Genomic DNA, 23,920 nt, shown 5'->3' on the forward strand with positions numbered 1-23,920 from the left:
GCAGACTTTTCATTTAAGTCACCTAAGATGGGCATTTTCAAGAAAAACCGATCCATTGTGAGTTTACCGATCGGAGTTTTGTAATATTGATTGTAAGCAAAAATTAAACCACTAACTACCGAAATCGGAATAATTATCATCCAACTAGTTAAAATACCGCTGATTCCTAACATAAATAAGGTTAAGGCGGGTAATTCCGTCCCTAAACCTTTGAAAATACCAGCAAATACTGGAATCAAGAAAATCGTCATCCCTAAGAAAACAATCAGTGCTAAAATCCCTACAGCAACAGGATACGCCATCGCCCCTTTGACTTGGTTCTTGAGTCGCGACATATCTTCTAGCACTTTTGCCAGCCGATTGAGAACTTCATCGAGTACCCCACCCACTTCTCCAGCCTGCACCATACTCACATAAAGATTGTCGAAGCATTCCGGGTGTCGGCGCATCGCATCAGAAAGGTTAATCCCCTGTTGCACATCGATACTAACTTGGGCGAGTACTTTGCGGAGCTTGGGATTACCGCATTGTTCGGATAAAACTGTCAAACATCTCACCATTGCCACACCCGCATTTACCATCGCGGCAAATTGGCGAGAGAATACCGCTTTATCCCGAACGGTGACGGGATTCATGGCGGCTTCAATATCGCTTAGATCGATCTTGGTGATATCAAAAGATTTAACTGGTCGAATATTTTGAATGAATTGATATTTCTTTTTGAGTTTCGTCCGAGCAGAATCTACCGTTTGAGCATCAATTTTTTCTTGTTTGACATTCCCTTGGGCATCGCGGACTTCAGCTATAAAAGTTGGCATAAATTTAGGGGATAGGGGTTAGGGATTGGGGTTTAGTTTGGGTAAAGAGTAAAGGGTAAAGGGTAAAGCGAAAAGTGCGTTCTTGGGGTTTCCCCAAGTGAAGCACCTTTTCAAGACAGGGTAAAGGGTTGATAATATTAATATTCCCTATTCTCTATCCCCTATTCCCTATTTCCTCCTCAACGTCCATTCGTCGCCATCGTCGGTGTCGATCCAATCAGGCGTTGGAGTTCGTCGGGTCGAGATGACTTAGAAACGCCAACTTCAAAAGAAATCGTGCCTTCGCGAATGTGTTTGGCGAGGATCGATTCCATCGTATTCATGCCTAATTTAGCTCCGGTTTGAATCGCACTATAGATTTGAGCGGTCTTACCTTCACGAATTAGATTAGAAATAGCGGGAGTAACGATCATAATTTCCTGAACGAGAACTCGTCCGTATTCACCCGGTTTGGGCTTTTTCTTTTGCACCAGAGCTTGACTGAAAACGGCAACTAGCGAGTTAGATAATTGCGCGCGAATTTGGGGCTGTTGTTCGGGCGGGAATACATCCAACATCCGATCGATCGTCTGAGCGGCAGAACTGGTGTGCAATGTGCCCATTACTAAGTGACCAGTTTCGGCAGCACTAATCGCCAAACTAATCGTTTCTAAGTCCCGCAATTCTCCCACCAGAATTACGTCTGGATCTTCCCGCAAGGCGGCTCTAAGTGCATTCGAGAAGCTTTTGGTATCTTCACCTTTTTGACGCTGGTGAATGAGGCTTTTAACGTTGGGGAACACATACTCGACCGGATCTTCGATCGTTAAAATATGTTCGGCGCGAGTGCGATTGATCAGATCGATCATTGCCGCCATCGTGGTAGTTTTACCGGAACCAGTCGGCCCCGTTACTAAAATCAATCCGCGCGGACGATGGCTCATTTCTCTGACGATTTCGGGCAATCCCATCTGCTCGAAGTTGGGGATTTTAGAAGATAGTGCCCGCAAACAAGCCGCATAACAACCGCGTTCTTTATAGACATTGACCCGGAATCGAGCCAATCCTTTAACACCATAGGAACAGTCGATTTCCCAGGTTTGTTCGAGTTCTTTGCGCTGAGTATTATTGAGCATACTAAAAATCAGCTTCTGACACTCCTGGGGAGTGAGCGGTTCTTCACCCACTGGGGCGAGTTTGCCGCTAACGCGGAAATAAACTGGCGCACCTGCTTGAATGTGCATATCAGAGCCACCCATTTCAACGAGTCGCTCCATCAAATCTTCGATCATTAATTCAGACATAAGTTTAGGTGTTAGGTATTAGGTGTTAGGTATTAGGTGTTAGGTATTAGGTCGATAGTTAGAATTTAGAAATTAAGAAAACGCTTGCGTTCTGAAACCCTAAAACCTAAAACCTAATCACTAAATCTCGGTGTCATACAATAAGGACAATCCAACCATTCCGGTTTGAGTTCGGCAGAGCAAGTACGACAGACTAAAGTGGTTTTGCGTTTGGCTTTGATTTCTGCTTCCAAACCAGAGTCGGTAAAGGTCACTCGTTCGACCTCAGAGAGAGTAGTCTGACCTTCCTGAACCATTTGGAGGCTGTAAGACAGCAAAGTTTTCATCCCTTGCTGAACGGCGGTTTCCTTGATCAGGGCGGTGGAAGCGCGTTGATTGATCAGCGTAGCTAGCTCTTCGGTAACTTGCATGACTTCGTAGACACCAACCCGACCGCGATAGCCGATTCCGTTGCAGTTTTTACAGAGATTTCCGGCAGCTTTAGCAGATTCGATCTCATTACTACTCAGTTCGTTAGCTTTGTAGAATGTAATCACGGAATCTCCAGAAGCAGATAATCCAAATCGACCGAGTTCTTCACGAGTAGGAGTATAGGGAATGCGACACTCAACACAAGCTTTCCGCAGTAGCCGTTGGGCGACGACCCCAATCAGTGCGGCAGAAACCATGAATGGTTCGACACCCATTTCATCTAGCCGCGCAATCGAGCCTGCCGCGTCGTTGGTGTGTAAGGTAGTCATGACCATGTGACCAGTTAAAGCCGCCTCCATCGAGGTTTTAGCCGTCTCCTGGTCGCGAGTTTCTCCTACCAAGATGATGTCGGGATCTTGCCGCATAAAGGCGCGCAAAATCGAGGCAAAGTTCATCCCTTTTTCGCGAATTACCTGAACCTGGTTGATGCCGGGGAGTGCGTATTCGATCGGGTCTTCTGCCGTACTAATATTGACACCAGGGTCGTTACGCTCGGCTAGCAGCGAATACAGCGTCGTGGATTTACCAGAACCTGTCGGCCCAGTTACTAAAATTAAGCCAAACGGACGACTGCCCATTTCGCGGACGATTTCGAGGGTGGGTAAATCGCTAATTAATTTATCTAAACCCAATTGCGTCGAGGAGTTATCCAAAATCCGCATACAGACTTTCTCCCCATAGCGGCTAGGGAGAGTACTCATCCGGAAGTCTACTTTTCTCCCTTCAAAAGTTCGCCGAATCCGACCATCTTGAGGCAACCGCCGCTCGGCGATATCTAATTCGGCAATAATTTTAAACCGAGAGATCACCGCCGGAATAATGTGTTTTGGCAAAATGGGGAAAGCCTGACGCAGTACTCCATCCTTCCGGAATCTCACCCTCAAACCTTCTTCCTGCGGCTCGATGTGAATATCCGAAACTTTTTCTAGCAAACCTTTTGCCATAATTTGGTTGACTAACTTGACAACCGGAGCGGCTTCTGCTCCAGCCACGTCAATTTCATCATTGAGTTCGTCTTCGGCATTTCCTAACTCTGGCGCATCGAAATTATCAATTTCGACATTCAGATTTTTCTGAGAATTGCTTGCTTCATCCTGTTGCAGCCGCTCGTCTAAATAGCCATCGAGCAGCTTTTGATAATCTTCAGGCGCGATTACTTCACTGCGCCAAGCAATCCCATGCGGGCGGAGAATTTTATCTAAATCGTTTTTGGCTTGCAGATCGTCGGGTTTGATCATCGCCACCGTCAGAATTGGCGGATCGCCTTCTAATCGACCAATTGGTAAGAGTTTCAGTTGCCGACAACTATCGGCAGGAATAAACGAATCGATCAAAGTCCGCACTTGAACTTTGTCAATTTGAGCAGAGCTAATATCGACCGCATTCAACCCGTAGACAATTTTCAGCTCGAATAACTGTTGCTTTTTATATTGCTGCTGCAACTCCGCAGGCAAAGATTTGCCTGTTAGGGATTCCAACACATCCGTTAAGGGGTGGTTGTTGGTACGACTGTCAACTAGTGCTTGCTTGAGCTGTTCCGCATTGACATAACCCGATTGAATCAGTTTATTACCGAAAGGAGAAAAGTCATTGCGGACGATTAAGGCCCGTTTGGCGGATGAAGATTGAGTCATAGCTGCTGTTGATTACCCAAAGGAAAAGTCAAGGCGGACGATTAGTGCCCGTTTGGCGGATGAAGATTGAGTCATAACTGCTGTTTAGTACTCATGGGAACACAGTCATGGTGGACGATCTCGACTCGATCGAGTCATCGCTACTATAGTTAGCTCCCTAGCTTTACAGTATGCCCACAGTTAGACTGAATGTATTCATTCACGCTAAAGAGATCTCGATCTTGCCTGTAAAAACTCTGGAGTGCTTACGTCTGAGTACTTACTGTTTATCCTTTCTAACTGCTAATGGTATTTTGGGTTGTGAAGTTGGGCATTATAAAATGAGACCATTTGAATTGGGTTAATAGTTCTGCTATCCAGACGCTACTAGTATTCGATCGCATCGAGTTTTACTAGCAAATCGTTAATATTGCCGATCTCCAAATATCTACCCGATCGAGAATGTTCTCGTGCCAAAGGCTGTAACGATCTAGATTCAGATCGCTAATCCCAGCCAATCTTAAAAAAATACACGATCGACCCAAATCAGATTTATACTCAAAAGGCAGATTCACTGAATTAGCCTCTCTTACAGATCTATATTTAAGATATGTATTTAAGAATTAATCTTTGGCTTGCACACTCGATTGCGTAGCGTCTCCTTATGGAACATCTGACGATCGAAATTGTTTAGCAGTCTGTTAATAGAGCATGAACGAACGATGAGTGAAACCCCACAACAGCCAACTAATTTAGGTGATGAGACTATCCCATCACAATTACCATTGGACAGTCTCGAATCTCAACCTCCCACGCTGGCAACGGTTGGTTCTCCCACCAATCCAGCCGCTAATTCTACTCCAGATGCGGCAGATGCGGAGGTTGCTACAAATGTTGAAGCAGCTACCACCCCACCCCAAATGCCGCCAGTCAATGTAGAACCAGAAACTGCGCCGACTTCTCAATCCGAACTTCAGGCATTGACGGCAAAGTTAACCGAAATCTCCAATCAAAGAGATGCTTTTCAAAGCCAATATCTCAGAATTGCTGCTGATTTTGATAACTTCCGCAAGCGCAGCAGCAAAGAGAAGGAAGAAACCGAATTCCGCACCAAACGCGCCACCATCATGGAACTATTGAGTGTTGTCGATAACTTCGAGCGCGCTCGCACCCAAATTAAGCCTCAAAATGATGGCGAGTTGGGCATCCATAAAAGCTATCAAGGCGTATACAAACAATTGGTCGAAAGTCTCAAACGACTGGGTGTATCGCCCATGCGTCCCGAAGGACAACAATTCGATCCCAATTTGCATGAAGCTGTCATGCGTCAGCCGACGGAAGAACATCCCGAAGGCACCGTAATGGAGGAACTACAACGTGGCTACTACCTGGGAGAGCAGATTTTACGCCATTCCCTAGTTAAAGTAGCTGCACCACCGGAACAGTTGTCTGCCGAAGATGTGAGTACCTTCGACACTACGGATAAGTAGCTCCAGTTGCTAGTTACTTTCTCTTGGAAACAATAGTGAGGGTGGGAGGATAAGTACGGGTGGGAGGATCGGGAAGATTTATGAAGATCTCGCTTTAATTTAATCCCCACACCCCCACATCCCCCACACTCCCCATACTCCCCACACCCCCGTTTTCCCATTCTTTACAATATTGCCTCAATTTTATGGCAAAAGTCATCGGCATCGACCTCGGTACAACTAATAGCTGCGTTTCTGTCTTAGAAGGCGGCATCCCAGTCGTCATTTCTAATGCGGAAGGCGGTCGTACCACTCCCAGTATCATTGGATTTGCCAAAGGTGGCGAACAACTTGTCGGGCAACTTGCCAAACGACAAGGCGTAACCAATGCAGAAAATACTGTTTATAGTATCAAACGCTTTATCGGTAGGCGGTGGGAAGACACCGAAACCGAACGCAATCGCGTTCCTTACAACTGTATTAAGGGTCGTGATAATACTGTGGATGTTCAAATCCGAGGTCGGACTTATACCCCGCAAGAAGTATCGGCAATGATCTTGCAAAAGCTCAAAAAAGATGCGCAAAATTTCTTGGGGCAACCAGTCGAGCAAGTAGTGATTACCGTTCCGGCTTACTTTACCGATGCCCAACGCCAAGCTACTAAAGATGCTGGGACGATTGCGGGACTAGAAGTATTGCGGATTATCAACGAGCCGACGGCGGCTGCTTTGGCTTATGGTTTGGATAAAGCCAATACCGAGCAAAAAATCATGGTGGTGGATCTCGGCGGAGGAACGTTTGACGTATCGATCCTCCAACTGGGTAATGGGATCTATGAAGTCAAAGCGACATCTGGTAACAACCATTTAGGCGGCGATGACTTTGATAATGAAGTCGTCCGCTGGATGATCAAACATTTCCGCACCACCGAAAATATCGATCTGCTCAAAGATAAAATGGCTCTCCAACGATTGCGCGAAGCTGCCGAAAAAGCTAAAGTCGAACTCTCAACCATGATGAGTACCTCGATCAACCTTCCCTTTATCGCCGCTAACGCTCAAGGTCCCAAACATCTGGAGATCGAGCTGACGCGGACTAAATTCGAGGAAATGGTCGCACCCTTAATCGAGTCTACCCTCGAACCCGTCCAACGCGCTCTCAAAGATGCCGATCTGCAAACCAAAGATATCGATCGAATCCTCCTTGTCGGCGGTTCGACCCGCATTCCCGCCGTTCAACGCGCCATTCAAAACTTTTTTGGCGGTAAAGAACTCGATCGATCTGTCAATCCTGATGAAGCTGTCGCGATGGGTGCTGCCGTGCAAGCAGGTGTCGTCGGTGGCGATGTCAAAGATGTCCTGCTGCTCGATGTCACGCCACTCTCGCTAGGAATCGAAACCCTCGGCGAAGTCTTTACCAAAATCATCGAACGCAATACCACCATTCCTACCAGTAAAGCGCAAGAATTTTCGACCGCCACCGACGGACAAACCTCCGTCGAAATCCACGTCCTTCAAGGCGAACGGGCGATGGCAAAAGATAACAAGAGCCTGGGGAGATTTTTGCTCACAGGCATCCCTCCCGCGCCCCGTGGGGTACCCAAAATTGAAGTTTCCTTCGATATTGATGTTAACGGTATTCTGCAAGTCTCAGCCCAAGATCGCGGCACCGGACGCGAACAAACCGTATCGATCGCTAATACAGGCGGACTCAATGATGTCGATATCGAACGGATGCGGAAAGAAGCCGAAACCTACGCTCAAGATGACTGGCGCAGATTGCAACTGGTGGAACTTAGAAATCAGGCAGAAGCTTTATTTAATACCTACGATACCGCCCTCAAAGATAACGGTCATCTGATTAATGACAATCTCCGCGAACAAGCAGAAACTACGGCTAAAGAGCTACAAATGCTGCTGCTAGAACCATCTGCTAATTTAGAAAACGTCCAACAAGCGATCGATAAACTCCAACAAGAGATTTTTGCGATGGGTGCGGCTGTCTACCAAAAAGGTACAATTCCAAGTAGCTCTAATACCGATCGTACCGATAACTCTAACGGTGCTCCCAAACGACACGCACCGCTGAGTAGAGCCGCAGCACCACCACCACCGCCACCACCACCACCTAAAAAAGTATCGAGCACTCTCACATTAGACTATGATGATGAAACCGCAACTACCGATTATGAGGTTGTAGAGTAGCCCAGTCACCAGCTAAATTAACTAGCAATTGGCAGGGGAAACAGACACCAAGGAAATTACGGTTAATACTCCATCACCAAGTCCCGATTCCTTTACAATGGGGATCGATCGCGTCGATCTATTTTCGATACTAGCCCCGATGCTGCTTCCTACTCCCCCTTGTAAGATAAAACTTCTGTATGGCACGCGACTATTATGAAATCCTTGGCACCTCCAGAGATGCCGACCAGGAAGAAATTAAACGCGCCTATCGTAGACTGGCGCGGAAATATCACCCAGATGTCAACAAAGAGCCTGGGGCAGAAGATACTTTTAAAGAAATCAATCGTGCCAACGAAGTCCTCTCCGAACCCGAACTCCGCGCTCGTTACGATCGCTTTGGAGAAGCTGGCGTATCTTCAGGTGGCGGTGCGGCTCCCGGCTATGGCGACATGGGCGATATGGGCGGCTTTGCAGCAGATATTTTCGATGCCTTCTTTAATGGTGGCTTTGGTGGTGGCGCAGCAGGGCAACAACAAGCCGCTCGTCGTCGCAACGGGCCAGCTAGAGGTGAAGATTTACGCCTCGATCTCAAACTAGATTTTCATGAAGCAATTTTTGGTGGCGAGAAAGAGATTCGCATTCCCCACCTCGAATCTTGCACCACCTGTAAAGGTACCGGAGCCAAACCTGGTTCTCAACCCCAAACCTGTGGTACTTGTGGCGGTGCCGGACAAGTCCGCAGAAATACTCGCACGCCGTTCGGTAACTTTACCCAAGTCTCTGTCTGTCCAACCTGTAATGGCGACGGTCAGGTAATTGAAGACAAATGTGAAGCTTGTAATGGTGCCGGACGCAAACAAGAAACCAAAAAGCTCAAAATCTCGATTCCTAAAGGGGTTGACAACGGTACCAAATTACGGATTGGTAAAGAAGGCGATGCTGGCTTGCGCGGAGGGCCACCAGGCGACCTTTACGTCTATCTACATGTCGAAGAAGATGCCAAATTCCGCCGCGAAGGCATCAATATCCTCTCCCAAGTGAAGGTGAGCTATCTTCAAGCAATTTTGGGCAGCCACATCCAAATCGATACCGTCGATGGCCCCACCGAGTTGAATATTCCAGCAGGCATTCAACCCAATACCGTCCTCAAACTCGAACAAAAAGGTGTACCCCGTCTGGGTAACGAAGTCAGTCGCGGCGACCATTTACTGACAATTCAAATCGATATCCCCGCTAAAGTCAGCCAAGAAGAACGCGACCTCCTCGAAAAACTCGCCAAAATTCGTGGCGATCGGGTCGGTAAAGGTGGTATTGGTAGTATCTTTGGTAATGTCTTTAAGTAGGTATTAGGTATTAGGTTTTAGGTCGGATTAGACTGCGGGTATTAGGCTTTAGGCTTTAGGTCAGATTGGACTGTGGGTAAAAAGATCGAGAACAAATTGAGATTTTTACCTAACCACCTCAGCCTAAACCCTAAGTCACAAGCCGGAACCCTTCTTAAACACTTAACACCCAATCCCTAACACCTAATACCTAACACCTAACACCTAAATCGATGATTCAACTAGACTTACGCGGAACGCCTTGTCCGATTAACTTTGTGCGTACCAAAATGAAGCTCGAACAGATGGCTGCTGGGGAACTGTTAGAAGTATGGCTCGATGCTGGCGAACCGATCGAGCAAGTACCCGACAGTCTCAAGATGGCAGGCTACACGATCGACCAAATTATCCCCGACCTCGACTTTTTTAAACTCCAAGTACACAGTTAACTAAACTTTACTTCCATCTCCCAGCTCCCCGCTCCCATCTCCCACCTCCAATGAAATTTGTCTGCACTCAGCACGATCTCAATATCAATCTCGCGCTAGTCAGTCGCGCTGTTTCCACTCGTCCAACGCATCCAGTTTTAGCTAACATTAAAATCGCCGTCACAGCAGATCCCGATCGGATTCAGCTCACTGGTTTCGACCTGAGTTTGGGAATTCAAACTAATTTTGACGCGCGGGTAGAAGCAGAAGGCACCTTGACACTACCAGCTAAATTGTTAAATGATATTGTTGCCAAATTACCCAGCGGCGAGATTACCCTCGATGATGAAGCTGGCGAAAACCTAGTGACGATTACATCGGCGAGCGGTCGCTATCAGGTGCGCGGGCTGAGTGCAGAAGAATTTCCCGAATTACCATCGATCGAAGAAGGCGAAACCAACCAGCTTTCTGCTGCTGCTTTTATCGACGGCTTGAAGGGTTCGCTGATTGCTTGCAGCCAAGATGAGAGCAAACAGGTACTCACGGGAGTTTATCTCAAAGTCGAGCCAGATCGGCTAGAATTTGCCGCTACAGACGGTCATAGATTGGGAATTGTTGAAGTCTATCCAAATGATGCTCCAGCAGCCCAGACGGACGAAATAGAGGCAGCCGAAGTCAAAACCGGATCGTTTGAAGTCACCGTTCCGGCGAAAGCATTGCGCGAACTAGAAAAAATGCTCGGTTCTGGGCAAGAAGGAGATCGCTTAGGGCTACAATTAGAGCAAGGACAAGTAGTATTTGGTTGGGGCGATCGTAAATTAACGACGCGGACGTTAGAAGGCAAATATCCCGACTATCGTTTATTGTTGCCCAAACAGTTCCAACGCCAAATTACGCTCGATCGCAAACAAATACTCAGCGCACTCGAACGAATTGCCGTGCTTGCCGACCAGAGTAATTTAGTTAAATTTAGTATCGATAGTGCTAACCAAGCGTTAGATTTATCTGTCGAAAGTCAAGAGCGCGGTAGTGGCAAAGAATCGCTGGTCGCCCAAATTTCAGGTGCAGATTTAGATATTGCCTTTAATATTAAATACTTGATGGATGGCTTAAAAACTATTCCTACTCAAGAAATTACCATCAGTCTCAATGGCCCGCTCGAACCTGTTATTCTCACACCGCTGGGCGGTGTTAAAATGACCTATCTGGTTATGCCAGTGCAACTGAGAAATTAGGAGAATAGAGAGCGGAGCTTACAGTACTTTTCTGACTAGTAAAGCACAATCTTTCCCGCAGAGCTTTTTGCCCCAAGAACACACTTTTCGCTCCCCGCTTTCCCTTTCCAGACTAATAAATTACTGAACACTGCTAAAAATTGCTGTAGCTGCAAACTACTAAACTAACTGCTAGTACTAAACATTGCTGAAGTATCGATGGCAACCTTAATTTTAATTTTTGGCCCTGATGTTGCCAACCGAATCACCATCGCATCTACGACGATCGTTTCTTTAACTGCTGCTCCATCTACATAAGTTCCATTGGGGCTAATATTAAATAGTTGCCAGCCGTTTTCTTCATGCCAGCGCAACTCCGCATGATGCCGAGAAACAACAGCACTAAATAACACGACATGGTTATCTGTCGCTCGTCCGATGCGGATGACATCTTCAGAGTCAAATGTCCAACTTTGAACGGGAACCGAATTAAGTAAACTGAGGACGATCGCAGATGGTGCTTGAGTCATGGCTGGTGAGAATTGAGCTAATCGCATTCAGTAACTCGTTGGTCGCAATGCCAATTAATTTAACTTAATTCGCTATTAAGCTGACTGTAATCGATCGATTTAATATAAATTCTGGGCTGGAACGTTCATAAATTAGGAATTTAAAATCTACTTCATTCTCCAATTGAGTGAATTTTAAGTAACTTTTAATAGCAGCGATCGATTCTGGGTAATTTAGACTTTAAATCGCTCGCTTATTTACTAACATCGAGCTAGGATCGCTGAATACCGATATTCAGCGATCCTAACTAGTTATCATGTCGGCGGTTGAAAGAGAAAAGTTACTAAATCTCCCTTGCCCAAACCGATGCGATCGCCAGGACGCAACAGATGTCGATTACCTTTGGCTAAAACATTGTGGTTGATATAAGTGCCATTGGCACTACCAGCATCCTCAATATAATAGTTCCCTTCTTCAATGCGAATATTTGCGTGAACTCTAGATACTACCTCTGCACAAGGAAAACTCGATACATCAATATCTGGGGCGACTAAATCGTTTGGTTTCCCCAAGTGGATGACCTGTAAGTGCGATGGTAATTCTACAGGTAGATTTGTCTGTAAATGTAATAATTGACGTGCCGATGGGGGTGGTGTCTGCTCTAGGAGCGGATCTACCGATGGTTCTGGCACTGTCGGAATAACGGGAAATTCTGCCAATTCGATCGGTTCGGTAGCCTCAACCGCCTTCGTTTCTGTCGTTTCCACAGTATTAATTTCGGCAACAATTGGCTCGATTGGCGTTGGTAACAAATCGGCTTCGGGATTTGTCAATACTGTTGGTGGTAAACCGATACTACTAGCAGCTTCGGGAACCGCTACTGCCTCGCTAGCGGGCGGATGCAGCAAAATCGGCGTTTTTGAAGGATCGGGCTTGAGATTATGACCGCACTGTCCGCAAAAAGTAGCATCGATTTGAATCGAGGCACCACAGTTCGGGCAAGCTTTAGTGGCTGGTAGGGCGGTATAACAAGCTTCACAGTTAGTTGCGCCTTCAGGGTTATCGTGCTTACAGTTGGGACAGACAATCATAAAAAATAGATTTCAAGTTGGGACGGACGATCGTAAGCAAATAAGTTTCAAGTTGGGACGGGCGATCGTCACAAGATAAGTTTCTGGTTTAGGTGGACGATCGTCACCAGCTAAATTTCAAGTTTTTAAAGACATAGCCCGCTTAGATTTTAGCAGAATTAGTCTCCTGAATTTAAGTACTAACACTCATCCCTTCGCCTGCAGCAGCATCTAACAGCCACAATAACTCACCTTGGGGCTGAATGCCACGAGATGGATAAGCAGCAATATCGCCCTGCGGTGCAAAAATTTCTGCTAGTGCGGTTTGTTTGCTCGCACCTGCAACCAAAAAGATCGTACTTCGCGATCGATTCAGCAGTGGGAAAGTAAACGTCAGTCGAGGCTGTCCATCTTTTTCGCCTGCGGTTACCAATCGATCGACTACCGATAAAGCTGCTGTATGGGGGAATAAAGAGGCTGTATGCCCATCATCTCCCATCCCTAGCAGTACTATGTCAAAAACCGGAATCGACCCGGCTTCTAGACCAAAATCAGTCAAGATCTCTGTTTCGTATGCCTCTGCTGCCAATTCTGGTCGATCGAAGTTGGTGGGCATGGGATGGATATTTGCTGCGGGAATCGGTACCAAATCTAACCAAACCCGTTTGGTCATGCCATAGTTACTATCGGGATCTGTCGGTGCGACGTACCGCTCATCTCCCCAAAAAATCCGAATCCGATCCCAGGGCAGATCGGTGTTCGCCAGAGCCGCGTACAATGGTTGCGGTGTCGAGCCGCCTGAGAGCGCGATCGTACATGAGCCTCGCTCGTCGATTGCCATGCGAATGCGATCGACAATTGCCGTCAAAGCAGCCGCTACCAATGCCTGTCGATCGGGATGAATGCTAATTTTCGGGGTCATAAACAACAAGATTACCGATAAACTGAATAATTAGATTTTAGGTGAAAATCGCTGGGAACTTACCCAAAACAAGCTAATCTAAGTTTTTAGATCCTCCACTACGTTTTACCGATCGCTTGCCGATCGGCGCGAATATCTTAACATCTCAACAATTTAGACTATGCAACCTACTGTGAGTAGTTTTCTAACCCCGCTTGCCCTTAAAACCGCAGGTGCGGTATTGATTTTATCTTCCCTCATCGACCTGATTTTCATGCTCTGGCTCCCACCTGAAAATCTGGTACTAGAGGGCAATCGCTGGTGGCTGTATGCTACCAGCCAACTCGTCGATCGCGGGTTGTTACCATTAGTTGGTATTGCTTTTGTCGTCGCTGGCGATTGGATTGCCATTGTTTCGACAGAAGACGGCGGCGAACGGGGAAATACTTGGAGGATCGGGACTTTTTCGCTAGCCAGCTTGTTAGGCTTAATCTTTATCTTAATTATTCCCTTCCAAGTAATTACCACCAATGATTTTAAAGCTCAAGATCTCACCAAAATTAGTGAGGAGGCGACCCAAATCAAACAGGGCATCGAGGGCAATCTCCAACAGATAAACGCCCTCAGTAAGGATAAAGTTAAAGAACAGATTGCCGCGATCGATAAGGAAATCGCTAGCGGACAAGCACAAGGCGAACGGCTGGCAAATCTCCAGCTTAATAAGCTGTTGCTGACCGATCCTAAAAAGTTCGCCCAAAAATCCGACCAAAATCTCCAAGTTCAAAGACAGAAACGTGAAGCCCAAGTCAATACTAGAATGCTCCAAACTGGCGTTCGCACGAGTTTGGCGAGTTTTCTTTTGGCAATTGCCTATATTACGATTGGCTGGACGGGTTTGAGACGCGTCCTGCGCTAGTCGCGGCAATCGAGTCGATCGAAGTGCGCTTGTATGATGTGTACTTAGTAGCAGATATAAGTTAAATTAACGATCGACTCGCTCTTTTTTCTCTACCATTCAACCCTTACCCAGATCTGGTAAAGCTTTGTATAGTATGAGTAGACAAGCTCGATAAAACCTGTCGTACTACCAAGTCGGAGATTTGTGTTCCAACATTTCAAGCAGGACCTAAAGAATGATTTAATTGCTGGATTGCTGGTAGTGATTCCACTCGCTACGACAATCTGGCTGTCAATTAATGTCACGACATGGGTCGTTAATTTTTTGACGCGCATCCCCAAGCAAATCGCTCCCTTTGACGGTTTAGACCCGATTTTAGTCTATTTTTTAAACTTACTCGTCGGCTTGGCAGCACCCTTATTAATTATCCTGACGATCGGGTTAATGGCTCGCAATATTGCGGGAAAATGGCTCTTAGATGTCGGCGAGCGGGTATTACAAGCCATTCCCCTCGCAGGTGCGGTGTACAAAACACTCAAGCAATTACTAGAAACGCTGTTGCGTGATTCGGGTAACAAATTCCGTCGTGTAGTATTGATAGAATATCCGCGTCGCGGCATCTGGGCACTGGCATTTGTCACGGGGACGCTCGATAGCGAGATTCAATCGCAGATGCCACAGGGAATGCTAAATTTATTTATCCCCACTACTCCAAATCCGACGACTGGCTGGTATGCTGTCGTGCCAGAAACCGAAGTCTTAGATTTGGCAATGTCGATCGAAGATGCTTTTAAGGTAGTTATTTCTGGTGGTATCGTCAATCCTGGTAATGTTGCCGTTGCTGCTTTAAGTCAGACTTCAGATCCGATCGTTGCGCCACTGACTGGTGGAGTACCCGTCCCGATTATCGATTCTCCAGAGGAGATGGCTTTCCGCCAACGGGAGGACAATTCCTCATCGTAAATTATTGTTCGTAATGGATCTTTATCTGAAGATAGCCACCCAGATTAAACAATTTTTCGGGCACGACGCGATCGATCTCCCTCTATTTCTAGAGGGTAAAATTTTGCGAATAGAGGTGCCGATTCCCAACATCGAACCCTTAAATTGGTTGGCAAGACAACAGTCAGATGTCAAAACTTATTGGTCGGATCGTCAGGGTCGATTTATCATGGCTGGAATCGGTACTGTAGATACGATTTCTAGCAGTTCACCAATTAGTTATCCAAGTGTATTCGGGCAAATCAGGCAAAATTTGTCGTCTTTATTTCCCAATGTTAGATACTATGGCGGCATCGGTTTTAGTCAAGATCGCTGGATCGATCCGAGCTGGAAGTTATTTGGTAATTATCGCTTTGTAGTGCCCAGGTTTGAGATTTGGACGGATGGTGTCGGGACTTTTTTTGCTTGTAACTGCTTGGGCAATTTCCGCTCGGAACAATGGGATCGAGACTTAGACCTAATTTTAGACGAATTAATTCAACTCGATTTGACACCACTAGAAATCGTCATCGATCCACCAGTTCAAATCGATCGATCTGATACTCCCGATCTGCATGAGTGGGAGCGAAATATCAACTTAGCCTTAGCCAAATTTGCCGATCTCAAACTTGAGAAAATTGTCCTAGCCAGAAAATCGATATTAACATTTACTAAAGATCTTCAACCTCAATTACTGCTGTTATTATTGCAGCCAAATAATCATCCTAGCTATCATTTTTGTTTTCAAATCGATGCCACTACCGCCTTTATTGGCACTTCTCCCGAACGACTCTACTATCGTCACGATCGATTGTTAAAAACTGAAGCGATTGCTGGCACTCGGCACCGAGGCGCATCGATACAAAGCGATATCCAGTTGAGTGAAGAATTGCGGAGTTCGCTCAAAGATGTCCGCGAACATCAACTAGTCGTCGATAATCTCAAATTGATTCTCGCCCAACTATGTCAATCGGTAAAAATCGATCGCGAAACGGCAATTCTCAAACTCAATAAAGTTCAACATCTATATACCCAATGTCAGGGCATCCTCACACCTGACATAACAGATACGGATATTCTCCCTCAACTCCACCCCACTCCAGCCGTAGGCGGGGTACCGAGAACCCAAGCGTTGAAATTAATTCAAGAATTAGAACCCTTCGAGCGCGGCTGGTACGCTGCACCAGTCGGGTGGGTTGGTGCTGACGATGCTGAATTTGCCGTTGCCATTCGATCGGGTTTAGTCGATCGAAATCGCTTACTATTATTTGCAGGTGCTGGCATCGTTACAGGTTCTCAATCTGAGGAAGAATGGATCGAAATCGAAAACAAGATCCGGCACTTTACCGATTTATTTACCCCTGTTAATAGTCCAACTGTTACAGGTCATCGATCGCATATTGAGCGATAAGAATTGTTAATTTTGCGCGTTCTAGTTCGGATAGCTGTTCCCATGCCAATGGTCTGACAATATTATCCGGATTATCAACACCGGGATTGCAACGCATTGCATAAGCATACGGTCTAGCCATCACTAACAGATCGTCAGTTGCCCAATTCGATAACAAATCGCGCACCGCACTGACTAATTGCTCTACTGGTTCTAAATTACTACTAGCTAGTGCGCTGGCATTAGCCGCAATTCGCTCTAGCCATTGCTGGGGTACTCTAGCACCAAACTTGGCAGTTAGTGTTTCTAGCGCGCCAATTTTGACATTATCGGCAGGTTTATCCCAGCAAGATTGAATGGTAGTAAAAAAAGATTGCGACTTTTGGGAGATTTCGGCATCAGACCAATCATCTAAACTAAAATGAAGATCGGATTCGGTATAATAATTGGCTGTTTCCGGATCTGCCGGATTCCAAGGATACTCGGCTGTCGAGGATGCAAGGAGGCAATCCATTAATTCGGCTTCGGATAGGTTGTGACGGTCGGGTTGAGTGTTGAATGACATGATTGCGGCTCCTTGCTGGTACGGTGGGGTTTAGTAATTAATATATTAATTTATGTAAGTAACTTTACAACCGATCGGAACTTTATTGAAGTAAATCCTATCTATGGTTGTTTGGGTCTGTTGTTTACTACATTTTACCCCTACCTGATTCCGTAAAGTTGCTAAAGTTTCTAATGGATGGAATCGAGTAGTATCCGCCATCTTAGTAAATAAACCATTGCCGAGCATCCCTCTATCGATTGACAAATTCGATCGATCTTACAGATAGCGGCTGTCCAAATCATGACAATCGATATTTTACTAGTAGACGACCAAAATCTGATTCGACAAGGATTGAAAGCTTTATTAGAACTAGAAACCGATCTGCGCGTGGTTGGCGAAGCCGAAAACGGGGCGATTGCCATCGAGTCAGTTAGAGCATTGCAACCGAATGTAGTCCTGATGGATATTCGGATGCCAGTCATGGATGGCGTGACAGCAACTAGAGAAATTTGCCAGCAGTTTCCACATGTAAATATTTTGGTATTGACAACCTTCGATGATGATACTTATGTATCGGCAGCGATCGAGTATGGAGCTAAAGGTTATTTGCTCAAGGATACACCATCCGAAGAAATCGCCGCAGCAATCCGCGCAGTCGATCGAGGCTATACGCATTTAGCACCCGGAATGCTGGCTAAAGCCATGTCTAGAGTAGAACAACCGATCGCCCCTTTACCGACCGCACTTCAAGAATTAACCCCCCGCGAACTCGAAGTCTTGAAGCTAATTGCCAAAGGTGCCAACAATCGCGAAATTGCCCAGATATTGTATATTTCCGAAGGTACCGTCAAAAATCACGTTACCAATCTCTTGAATCGCTTGAATTTGCGAGATCGCACACAAGCGGCAATTTTTGCGAACACGTATTTGTAATCTAAATTGTTACGAATAGATAACTTACCTAAGTCATTCAGCGGATATCTCCGTAAATCGCTCCGCCATAACATGCATAAATTGTCATTTTTGGCAATTGAAGATACCTTTAGCGTACTTAGAGGAGATCGGTATTGGTTAAGATAGGTTGACTAGTATATACTCCCACTAGCTAACCTCGAATCGCATGATTACTAACTTCTCTAAAGTACAAGTCGAGCGCAAATGTCCTAAATGCGGCAACTCCGATGTTGCCCGTTCCCAGCGTGTCGATCTCTTTGAAAAAATGCTCGGTGCTGTCAATGTCTATCCATATCGGTGCCAAAAACATACCTGTAAACACCGCTTTGAAAGTTTCGGTCGCGAATAATCGACCGATTCCATCCGATTTCGATGTGACGATTGTCACTATATCAGCCAATTTACTGGTTTAAGCAACTCACACTTACTGGCTATTGCTGGCAGTTGTTGAGTCATAAGCTTTACCAGCTTCAACATTTAATGCCTACTACCTCCAACTTTTTACCCGACAGCTTGGCAATTATCGATCGAGATGATACAATAAATTCAGTACGCAAGTACTGACCCATGCAGCCGTGCGATCGATACCACTTGCAACCCGGATGATGGATCGTCATCCTTGCGTTTAGTCTAGCCACACATCACTGGCTCACTCTTAACTGTGCGGATATCACCTACTAGGTGTTGTTACGGTGTAGACTCCATGAGTCTAACGAACACCTAGTAGGTGTATCCGCTGGCGTTGAGCGAGCCAGTCCTTAGAGGTTTACGAAGAGGAATCGCACTGTGGAATGGGAATTGTTCGATCGAGGCGGAAGTAACTCTTTAGCTTCGATCGCTAATTAATCACCTCAATATCATGACCGAACAGCCGCGCACTCGTCAGGATCTTTACGATCGCATTCGCCAAAGTTCCAAGGAAGAATTTATTCTTGACGAGATGATCCGGCTGGGATTTTGGTCGGCAAGCGGCGAAATTCCCAACGATCCGGCAGATGAAATTCGGCGACGTGGCGAAATCCAGCGAGAACTCGATACCCTCAGAGCGGAAAATCGCCGCTTGCATAATGAGGAAGCTCTCAAGAAAGCCGCTCTTAAATTACGGATGGCGGAGTCGCGCTGCAAGCAGCAAGAAACCAAAGCACGTCGCGAACGAGAACGCCAGGAGCGGGCGGTAGCATGGCAAGCACGCCAAGCCAGCGAAATTAATTATTTAGGTGAAGGAGTTTCAGCCGGATTAAACCAGACGAATTCCGATCTGGAGCGGTTGCAGCAGCATCAGCTTCCCATCTTACATACTGCCGCAGATCTGGCGATCGCGATGAATATTTCGATCGGGCAATTGCGATTTTTAGCATTCTCCCGCCGCGTCGCGACTATTTCTCATTACATCCACTTTCAGATTCCTAAAAAAACTGGCGGCGTTCGCGAGATTTCGGCACCATTACCCCGACTCAAACAAGCACAGCAGTGGATTCTGGACAATATTTTAGAACGAGTAGTTCTCCACCCCACCGCGCATGGATTTAGGCGGGGTCGATCGATTATTACCAATGCCCAGCCTCATGTAGGCGCGCTCGCCGTTATCAATCTCGATTTACAGAACTTTTTTCCATCGATCTCTTATTGTCGGATTAAAGGAATTTTTCGCTCCTTGGGTTATTCCGAAGCTATTGCCACTATTTTGGGCTTAGTCTGCACCGAGCCGAATGTTACGACAGTCGAACTAGATGGCAAAAGCTATTACATCGCCCAAGAGCAGCGGTATTTGCCTCAGGGTGCGCCCAGTAGCCCCGCATTGACAAATTTACTCTGTCGGAGATTGGATCGCAGACTCGATCGAATGGCCCAAAATCGCGGCTTTACATATACGCGCTATGCTGACGATCTGACTTTTTCGACTATCGATCGGGATAAACTCAAAGATATTGGTAACATCCTCCAAGGCACCCAAAACATCGTCACTCACGAAGGGTTGACAATTCATCCCGACAAAACTCGCGTCCTCAGAAATTCGCAGCAGCAAGAAGTCACCGGGGTAGTAGTAAATCAGAAGTTAAATATCGACAGGTCTACACTCAGACGTTTCCGCGCCACCCTCTACCAAATCGAGAAAGATGGTTTAGCAGGTAAACAGTGGGGACAAAGCACGGATTTATTACAATCGATCGTCGGTTTTGCCAATTATGTCGCAATGGTCAATCCGAGCAAAGGTAGTGAATTTCTAGCCCAAGTACAACGCATTCAAAAGAAATACGGCAAACGCAAACGTTAAGGAGCGGGGAGTGGGGAGTAAGAAGTAAAGGTGATTTTGGATTGTAGGTTTATTTTCCCTACACTTCCCTCGTCCCCTTGTCCCCCCGCTTATCATATAAATATTAAAAAAGCCTATTTATTTAATATTTGTTTAATATTATGCGGCAGGGAATTGAATCTAAGGTTATGCTAGAGGAGTTAGCCGATCGAGAGCGAGGGATAACTACCTCGAATCATGTATGGAAATCAGAAGTCCATCGGCTGTTGTCAGTGGGGCACCAGTCTTCAGTCGGGTTGAGGAACTGTACGAGCTTTGTGGCGAACGATCGCTCTTATTAGATTTGGTGACAGACGCGATCGTCTTATGGTCGATCGATGGGCAAGTAAAATACTGGAATCGCAGTGCCGAGCGGATGTATGGCTGGTTGGCGGCGAGTGCCATCGGCAAGCAAATTGTCGAGTTTCTATATCACCTCGAAGATCCGCATTATCAAGCCGCAATTGCCCAGACACTAGAGTGTGGCGAATGGAATGGTGAACTACAACTATTAACGCGAGAAGGCAAAAGCATTGCCGTCGCCAGTCATTGGTATCTATTTGCGGCTGATAATGGCACCCCACAATCAATTTTAACGATCGATTCCGATATTACCCAGCACAAATTACTAGAGCGGCAATTTCTTCACGCCCAACGGCTCGAAAATTTGGGCGCATTAGCTAGCGGTATTGCCCACGATTTGAATAATATTCTCACGCCGATCGTCGCGATTACCGAACTACTGCCCCTAAAGCTGAAAAATTTAGACGAGCGCACCCAAAAATTACTCAATACCCTCTCCGAAAATTCTAAACGCGGACGAGAATTAGTCGCCCAAATTCTCAGTTTTGCCAGAGGTGGCGATGGCGAACATACCCTCTTGCAACCGCGCCATTTGCTAGCAGAAGTAATGCAAATTGCCAGACAAACATTTCCGCGATCGATCGAAGTTAGCCTCCACATCGAAAATACCCACTTGTGGACATTATCCGCCGATGCCAATCAACTCCATCAAGTCCTAATTAACTTGTGCATCAACGCCCGCGATGCGATGCCAACTGGGGGCGAGTTGACACTCAGAGCTGAAAATATCATTATCAGCTCTGAGTACACAAAACTTCATCCTCACGCCCACAGCGGGGCATATGTCGCCATTACAGTCGCAGATACGGGCATCGGCATCGAGCCAGAATCGATCGATCTAATTTTTGAGCCTTTTTTTACAACTAAAGAAATCGGTAAAGGTACGGGACTGGGACTATCGATCGTGCGGACGATCGTCAAGAATCATCATGGCTTTATCGATGTTTCCAGTCAAGTCGATCGCGGTACGCAATTCCGCTTGTATTTACCCGCGACACCGCCGAGCGAAGGCTTTCCCCACGCTCAAATCGCAGCTAAATGCGATCTATCCCACATCCCCCTAGCGGGCAAAAACGAGCTAATTTTAATCGTCGATGACGAACCCTCAATTCGCGAAATTCTCAGTACGACGATCGAATCTTATCAATATCGGACGATCTCAGCCAGTAATAGCCAACAAGCGATCGATTTATACACCCAACATCACGGTGAAATTCGGGCGATTTTATTAGATTATATGATGCCTGGTGGCAATCCTAGCGACACGATCGCGCGATTCCACTCGATCGATCCCAACGTCCGCGCGATCGTCATGAGTGGGTTATCCGCTGGCGAAATTGAGGCACATACTCAGAGCGAGACAATTAAAGCCTTCCTGGCTAAACCCTTTAGCACGCAAGATTTACTCCATACACTTCGCACTGTCTTAAATTAGCTGCGCGTGAATTTACAGCAATGAAGCTTCCTAAATCGATCGACGATCTTTATCTTGCCGATTTATCGCACCGAATTCGCACTTTACCGCCAGATGAAGCAGCTTGTACTCTTTTGGAATGCGGTTCTTTAGTCTTACTGGCTGGTTATCCTGAAATTGCTTATCAGCTATTTACAGAATTACTCGACGGAGAACTGAAAATAAGTAAAGAAAGCAGTCTCGCTCATGTACTCAAATCAATCGTTCCTAGTTTATGTTATTTACTAAAAATTGACTGTCCAGCAATCTTTGAAGAGAAAGCAATGTCGATCGGCGATCTTGAATGGTATGTCGAACAAAAATTCGATGTGTACGAACAAATTGAAAATTCAGACCGATTTTTCTCGTTCCCCTTTCCAGCAAGTGATTGGAGTGAAGATTTTATTCGAGAAATTACTCATCCAACAATTGATGGTGAAGGATACGAGCGGTTTGGCATTTATAATTTTATCAATGATTTAGACCGGATTATTTCAGTAGATTGTCTCGGCAAAGGAAACTTAGCAAAAGCGGCTCAGATTTTAAAGATTTTCGAGGCTGTTACTAAAGCATGGAATATAGGGTATGAAGCCTACGATCGAATACTTATTTTTGGTATTCGTACTTATATGGGTCTCAACGATGAGAAAAATGCCGATCGATATATTGTGAAATGGTGGAAATCTTCAGAGAGTGTTTTCGGAAGCTTATCTTTGATGGCGTGCTTCCCTGCACTCATGCAGAGAATAGCAGCAGGTGTTTTACAAAGTGATATTAAAATTTCTCATACTCAAGCTCAAGAATTAGTGAGATCGATCGATAAAAGAACTTACAATCCACAGCAGATTGGATTTATCCCTACTGTAGAAGATTGGAATGAATTTTTAGAACACTGGAACGATCGCATCTTCGAGCTTATCGATAAAGAGGATGAAGAAGAGATTGAATGGTATGAAGATTTTTACCCAGAAGTCATGACATACAAGCAATGTCTGAGAACCGGAGCAACTGAAACACAAATTGTTAAGTTAGAACAAAAACTTCACGTTGAATTCCCACTAGCTTATCGAAACTTCCTGCTTGCAAGCAATGGATTTGTAATTGCAAATCGTCGTTGTGAAATCTATGGAACAGATCGAATCGATTGGTTTATTAATGAAAATTCTGATTTGGTAGATGCTTGGAATAATGATAATGACGAGATTGGCGACGAACAGTATTTTCAGTATGGAGAGCATCAAGACTGCTGTTGGATTAGAACGAGATATATGAAAACCGCGCTACAAATTAGTTCGACAGAAGATGGCGATGTTTATTTACTCAATCCCCTAATTGTCGATCGCCGCAATGAATGGGAAGCCTGGGACTTTGGAAATAAAAATCCTGGAGCTTATCGTTATCGATCGTTTTGGGAGATGATGCAATCAGTTTATAATAAAAGCTTTGAATTATAATAAACTCAAAAAAAATCTTGAATCGATCGGGAGCTAGAATGTCTTGCCAGAAGCAGTATTAAAGGGGCGTGTCGCTCTAGTTACCGGAGTTAGTCGGCGGAAAGGAATTGGATTTGCGATCGCACGGCAACTCGCCACACTAGGCGCAGATGTATTCATTCACTCATTTTCGCCTTATGATGCCGATCGGGAATGGGGCGCAGATGCTGAGGGGCTACCTGGCTTAATTGCCTCACTTGAGGAATTTGGGACAAAGATTGCCCATCTTGAAGGTGACTTTGAAGATGTTACCACACCCGATC

At 45.8% G+C, this 23,920-nt stretch carries 21 protein-coding genes and 1 pseudogene; 15 read left to right on the forward strand and 7 right to left on the reverse strand.

The features are described 5' to 3' along the window. From RMO79_RS07140 to RMO79_RS07150, 3 genes are all read right to left on the reverse strand, one after another. On the reverse strand, window positions 1-818 hold an 818-nt coding region (locus RMO79_RS07140), incomplete at its 3' end, for a type II secretion system F family protein (RefSeq protein WP_310482413.1). A 179-nt stretch (window positions 819-997) separates the two neighbouring features. After that, window positions 998-2,101 carry a type IV pilus twitching motility protein PilT gene (locus tag RMO79_RS07145; RefSeq protein WP_310482415.1) on the reverse strand — a complete coding sequence of 368 codons (1,104 nt, stop codon included), beginning with the start codon at window positions 2,099-2,101 and terminating at the stop codon, window positions 998-1,000. Window positions 2,102-2,214: 113 nt separating this feature from the next. Continuing rightward, entirely contained in the window at window positions 2,215-4,206 is a 1,992-nt protein-coding gene (locus RMO79_RS07150) for a GspE/PulE family protein (protein ID WP_310482416.1), read from the reverse strand. Window positions 4,207-4,907: 701 nt separating this feature from the next. Here RMO79_RS07150 and grpE point away from each other — a divergent pair. From grpE to dnaN, 5 genes are all read left to right on the forward strand, one after another. Next, window positions 4,908-5,675, forward strand: a complete 768-nt coding sequence (gene grpE / locus RMO79_RS07155; RefSeq protein ID WP_310482417.1) for a nucleotide exchange factor GrpE — start codon at window positions 4,908-4,910, stop codon at window positions 5,673-5,675. Window positions 5,676-5,860: 185 nt separating this feature from the next. After that, window positions 5,861-7,858, forward strand: coding sequence for a molecular chaperone DnaK (gene dnaK / locus RMO79_RS07160; RefSeq protein WP_310482419.1), 1,998 nt, complete (start codon window positions 5,861-5,863; stop codon window positions 7,856-7,858). A gap of 179 nt (window positions 7,859-8,037) precedes the next feature. After that, on the forward strand, window positions 8,038-9,183 hold the full coding sequence (dnaJ, locus tag RMO79_RS07165; protein ID WP_310482420.1) for a molecular chaperone DnaJ: 1,146 nt from the start codon (window positions 8,038-8,040) through the stop codon (window positions 9,181-9,183). A gap of 212 nt (window positions 9,184-9,395) precedes the next feature. Then, complete coding sequence (locus RMO79_RS07170; protein ID WP_310482422.1) at window positions 9,396-9,611, forward strand: sulfurtransferase TusA family protein; 216 nt, start codon at window positions 9,396-9,398, stop codon at window positions 9,609-9,611. 50 nt (window positions 9,612-9,661) lie between these two features. Beyond that, the gene (gene dnaN, locus RMO79_RS07175) at window positions 9,662-10,825 is read left to right on the forward strand and encodes a DNA polymerase III subunit beta (protein WP_310482423.1); all 1,164 of its coding nucleotides are present in this window, start codon (window positions 9,662-9,664) and stop codon (window positions 10,823-10,825) included. A gap of 164 nt (window positions 10,826-10,989) precedes the next feature. Here the strand turns inward: dnaN and RMO79_RS07180 are convergent, their stop codons facing one another. From RMO79_RS07180 to pgl, 3 genes are all read right to left on the reverse strand, one after another. Beyond that, complete coding sequence (locus RMO79_RS07180) at window positions 10,990-11,361, reverse strand: FHA domain-containing protein (protein WP_310482424.1); 372 nt, start codon at window positions 11,359-11,361, stop codon at window positions 10,990-10,992. A gap of 267 nt (window positions 11,362-11,628) precedes the next feature. Then, the gene (locus RMO79_RS07185; RefSeq protein WP_310482425.1) at window positions 11,629-12,405 is read right to left on the reverse strand and encodes an FHA domain-containing protein; all 777 of its coding nucleotides are present in this window, start codon (window positions 12,403-12,405) and stop codon (window positions 11,629-11,631) included. Between the two features lie 172 nt (window positions 12,406-12,577). Next, window positions 12,578-13,306 carry a 6-phosphogluconolactonase gene (pgl, locus tag RMO79_RS07190; protein ID WP_310482426.1) on the reverse strand — a complete coding sequence of 243 codons (729 nt, stop codon included), beginning with the start codon at window positions 13,304-13,306 and terminating at the stop codon, window positions 12,578-12,580. 160 nt (window positions 13,307-13,466) lie between these two features. Here pgl and RMO79_RS07195 point away from each other — a divergent pair, with 160 nt between their 5' ends. From RMO79_RS07195 to RMO79_RS07205, 3 genes are all read left to right on the forward strand, one after another. Then, window positions 13,467-14,201, forward strand: coding sequence for an HpsJ family protein (locus RMO79_RS07195; protein WP_310482427.1), 735 nt, complete (start codon window positions 13,467-13,469; stop codon window positions 14,199-14,201). Between the two features lie 186 nt (window positions 14,202-14,387). Beyond that, window positions 14,388-15,146, forward strand: a complete 759-nt coding sequence (locus tag RMO79_RS07200; RefSeq protein ID WP_310482429.1) for a DUF502 domain-containing protein — start codon at window positions 14,388-14,390, stop codon at window positions 15,144-15,146. 13 nt (window positions 15,147-15,159) lie between these two features. Continuing rightward, entirely contained in the window at window positions 15,160-16,575 is a 1,416-nt protein-coding gene (locus tag RMO79_RS07205; protein WP_310482431.1) for an isochorismate synthase, read from the forward strand. Here the strand turns inward: RMO79_RS07205 and RMO79_RS07210 are convergent. Continuing rightward, the gene (locus RMO79_RS07210; protein WP_310482432.1) at window positions 16,544-17,119 is read right to left on the reverse strand and encodes a hypothetical protein; all 576 of its coding nucleotides are present in this window, start codon (window positions 17,117-17,119) and stop codon (window positions 16,544-16,546) included. The genes RMO79_RS07205 and RMO79_RS07210 overlap by 32 nt on opposite strands. A 282-nt stretch (window positions 17,120-17,401) precedes the next feature. On the opposite strand from RMO79_RS07210, the gene RMO79_RS07215 reads away from it, so the two are divergent. From RMO79_RS07215 to RMO79_RS07245, 7 genes and pseudogenes are all read left to right on the forward strand, one after another. Further along, window positions 17,402-18,034 (forward strand): response regulator transcription factor, encoded by a 633-nt coding sequence (locus RMO79_RS07215; RefSeq protein ID WP_310482434.1) that lies wholly within the window; start codon window positions 17,402-17,404, stop codon window positions 18,032-18,034. A 187-nt stretch (window positions 18,035-18,221) separates the two neighbouring features. After that, complete coding sequence (locus RMO79_RS07220) at window positions 18,222-18,404, forward strand: hypothetical protein (protein ID WP_310482436.1); 183 nt, start codon at window positions 18,222-18,224, stop codon at window positions 18,402-18,404. 32 nt (window positions 18,405-18,436) lie between these two features. Further along, window positions 18,437-18,619: a hypothetical protein gene (locus RMO79_RS07225; protein ID WP_310482437.1), complete on the forward strand. Its 183-nt coding sequence runs from the start codon at window positions 18,437-18,439 to the stop codon at window positions 18,617-18,619. Between the two features lie 295 nt (window positions 18,620-18,914). Continuing rightward, window positions 18,915-20,330, forward strand: coding sequence for a reverse transcriptase family protein (locus tag RMO79_RS07230; protein WP_310482438.1), 1,416 nt, complete (start codon window positions 18,915-18,917; stop codon window positions 20,328-20,330). A gap of 220 nt (window positions 20,331-20,550) precedes the next feature. Then, window positions 20,551-22,146: an ATP-binding protein gene (locus tag RMO79_RS07235; RefSeq protein ID WP_310482439.1), complete on the forward strand. Its 1,596-nt coding sequence runs from the start codon at window positions 20,551-20,553 to the stop codon at window positions 22,144-22,146. 20 nt (window positions 22,147-22,166) lie between these two features. Further along, window positions 22,167-23,618: an SMI1/KNR4 family protein gene (locus RMO79_RS07240; protein ID WP_310482441.1), complete on the forward strand. Its 1,452-nt coding sequence runs from the start codon at window positions 22,167-22,169 to the stop codon at window positions 23,616-23,618. A gap of 43 nt (window positions 23,619-23,661) precedes the next feature. Beyond that, a pseudogene (locus tag RMO79_RS07245) lies at window positions 23,662-23,920 on the forward strand (3-ketoacyl-ACP reductase); the annotation flags it as partial.

Origin of the sequence: Chamaesiphon sp. VAR_48_metabat_403 (assembly GCF_031422475.1) — a bacterium.
Taxonomy (GTDB): domain Bacteria; phylum Cyanobacteriota; class Cyanobacteriia; order Cyanobacteriales; family Chamaesiphonaceae; genus Chamaesiphon.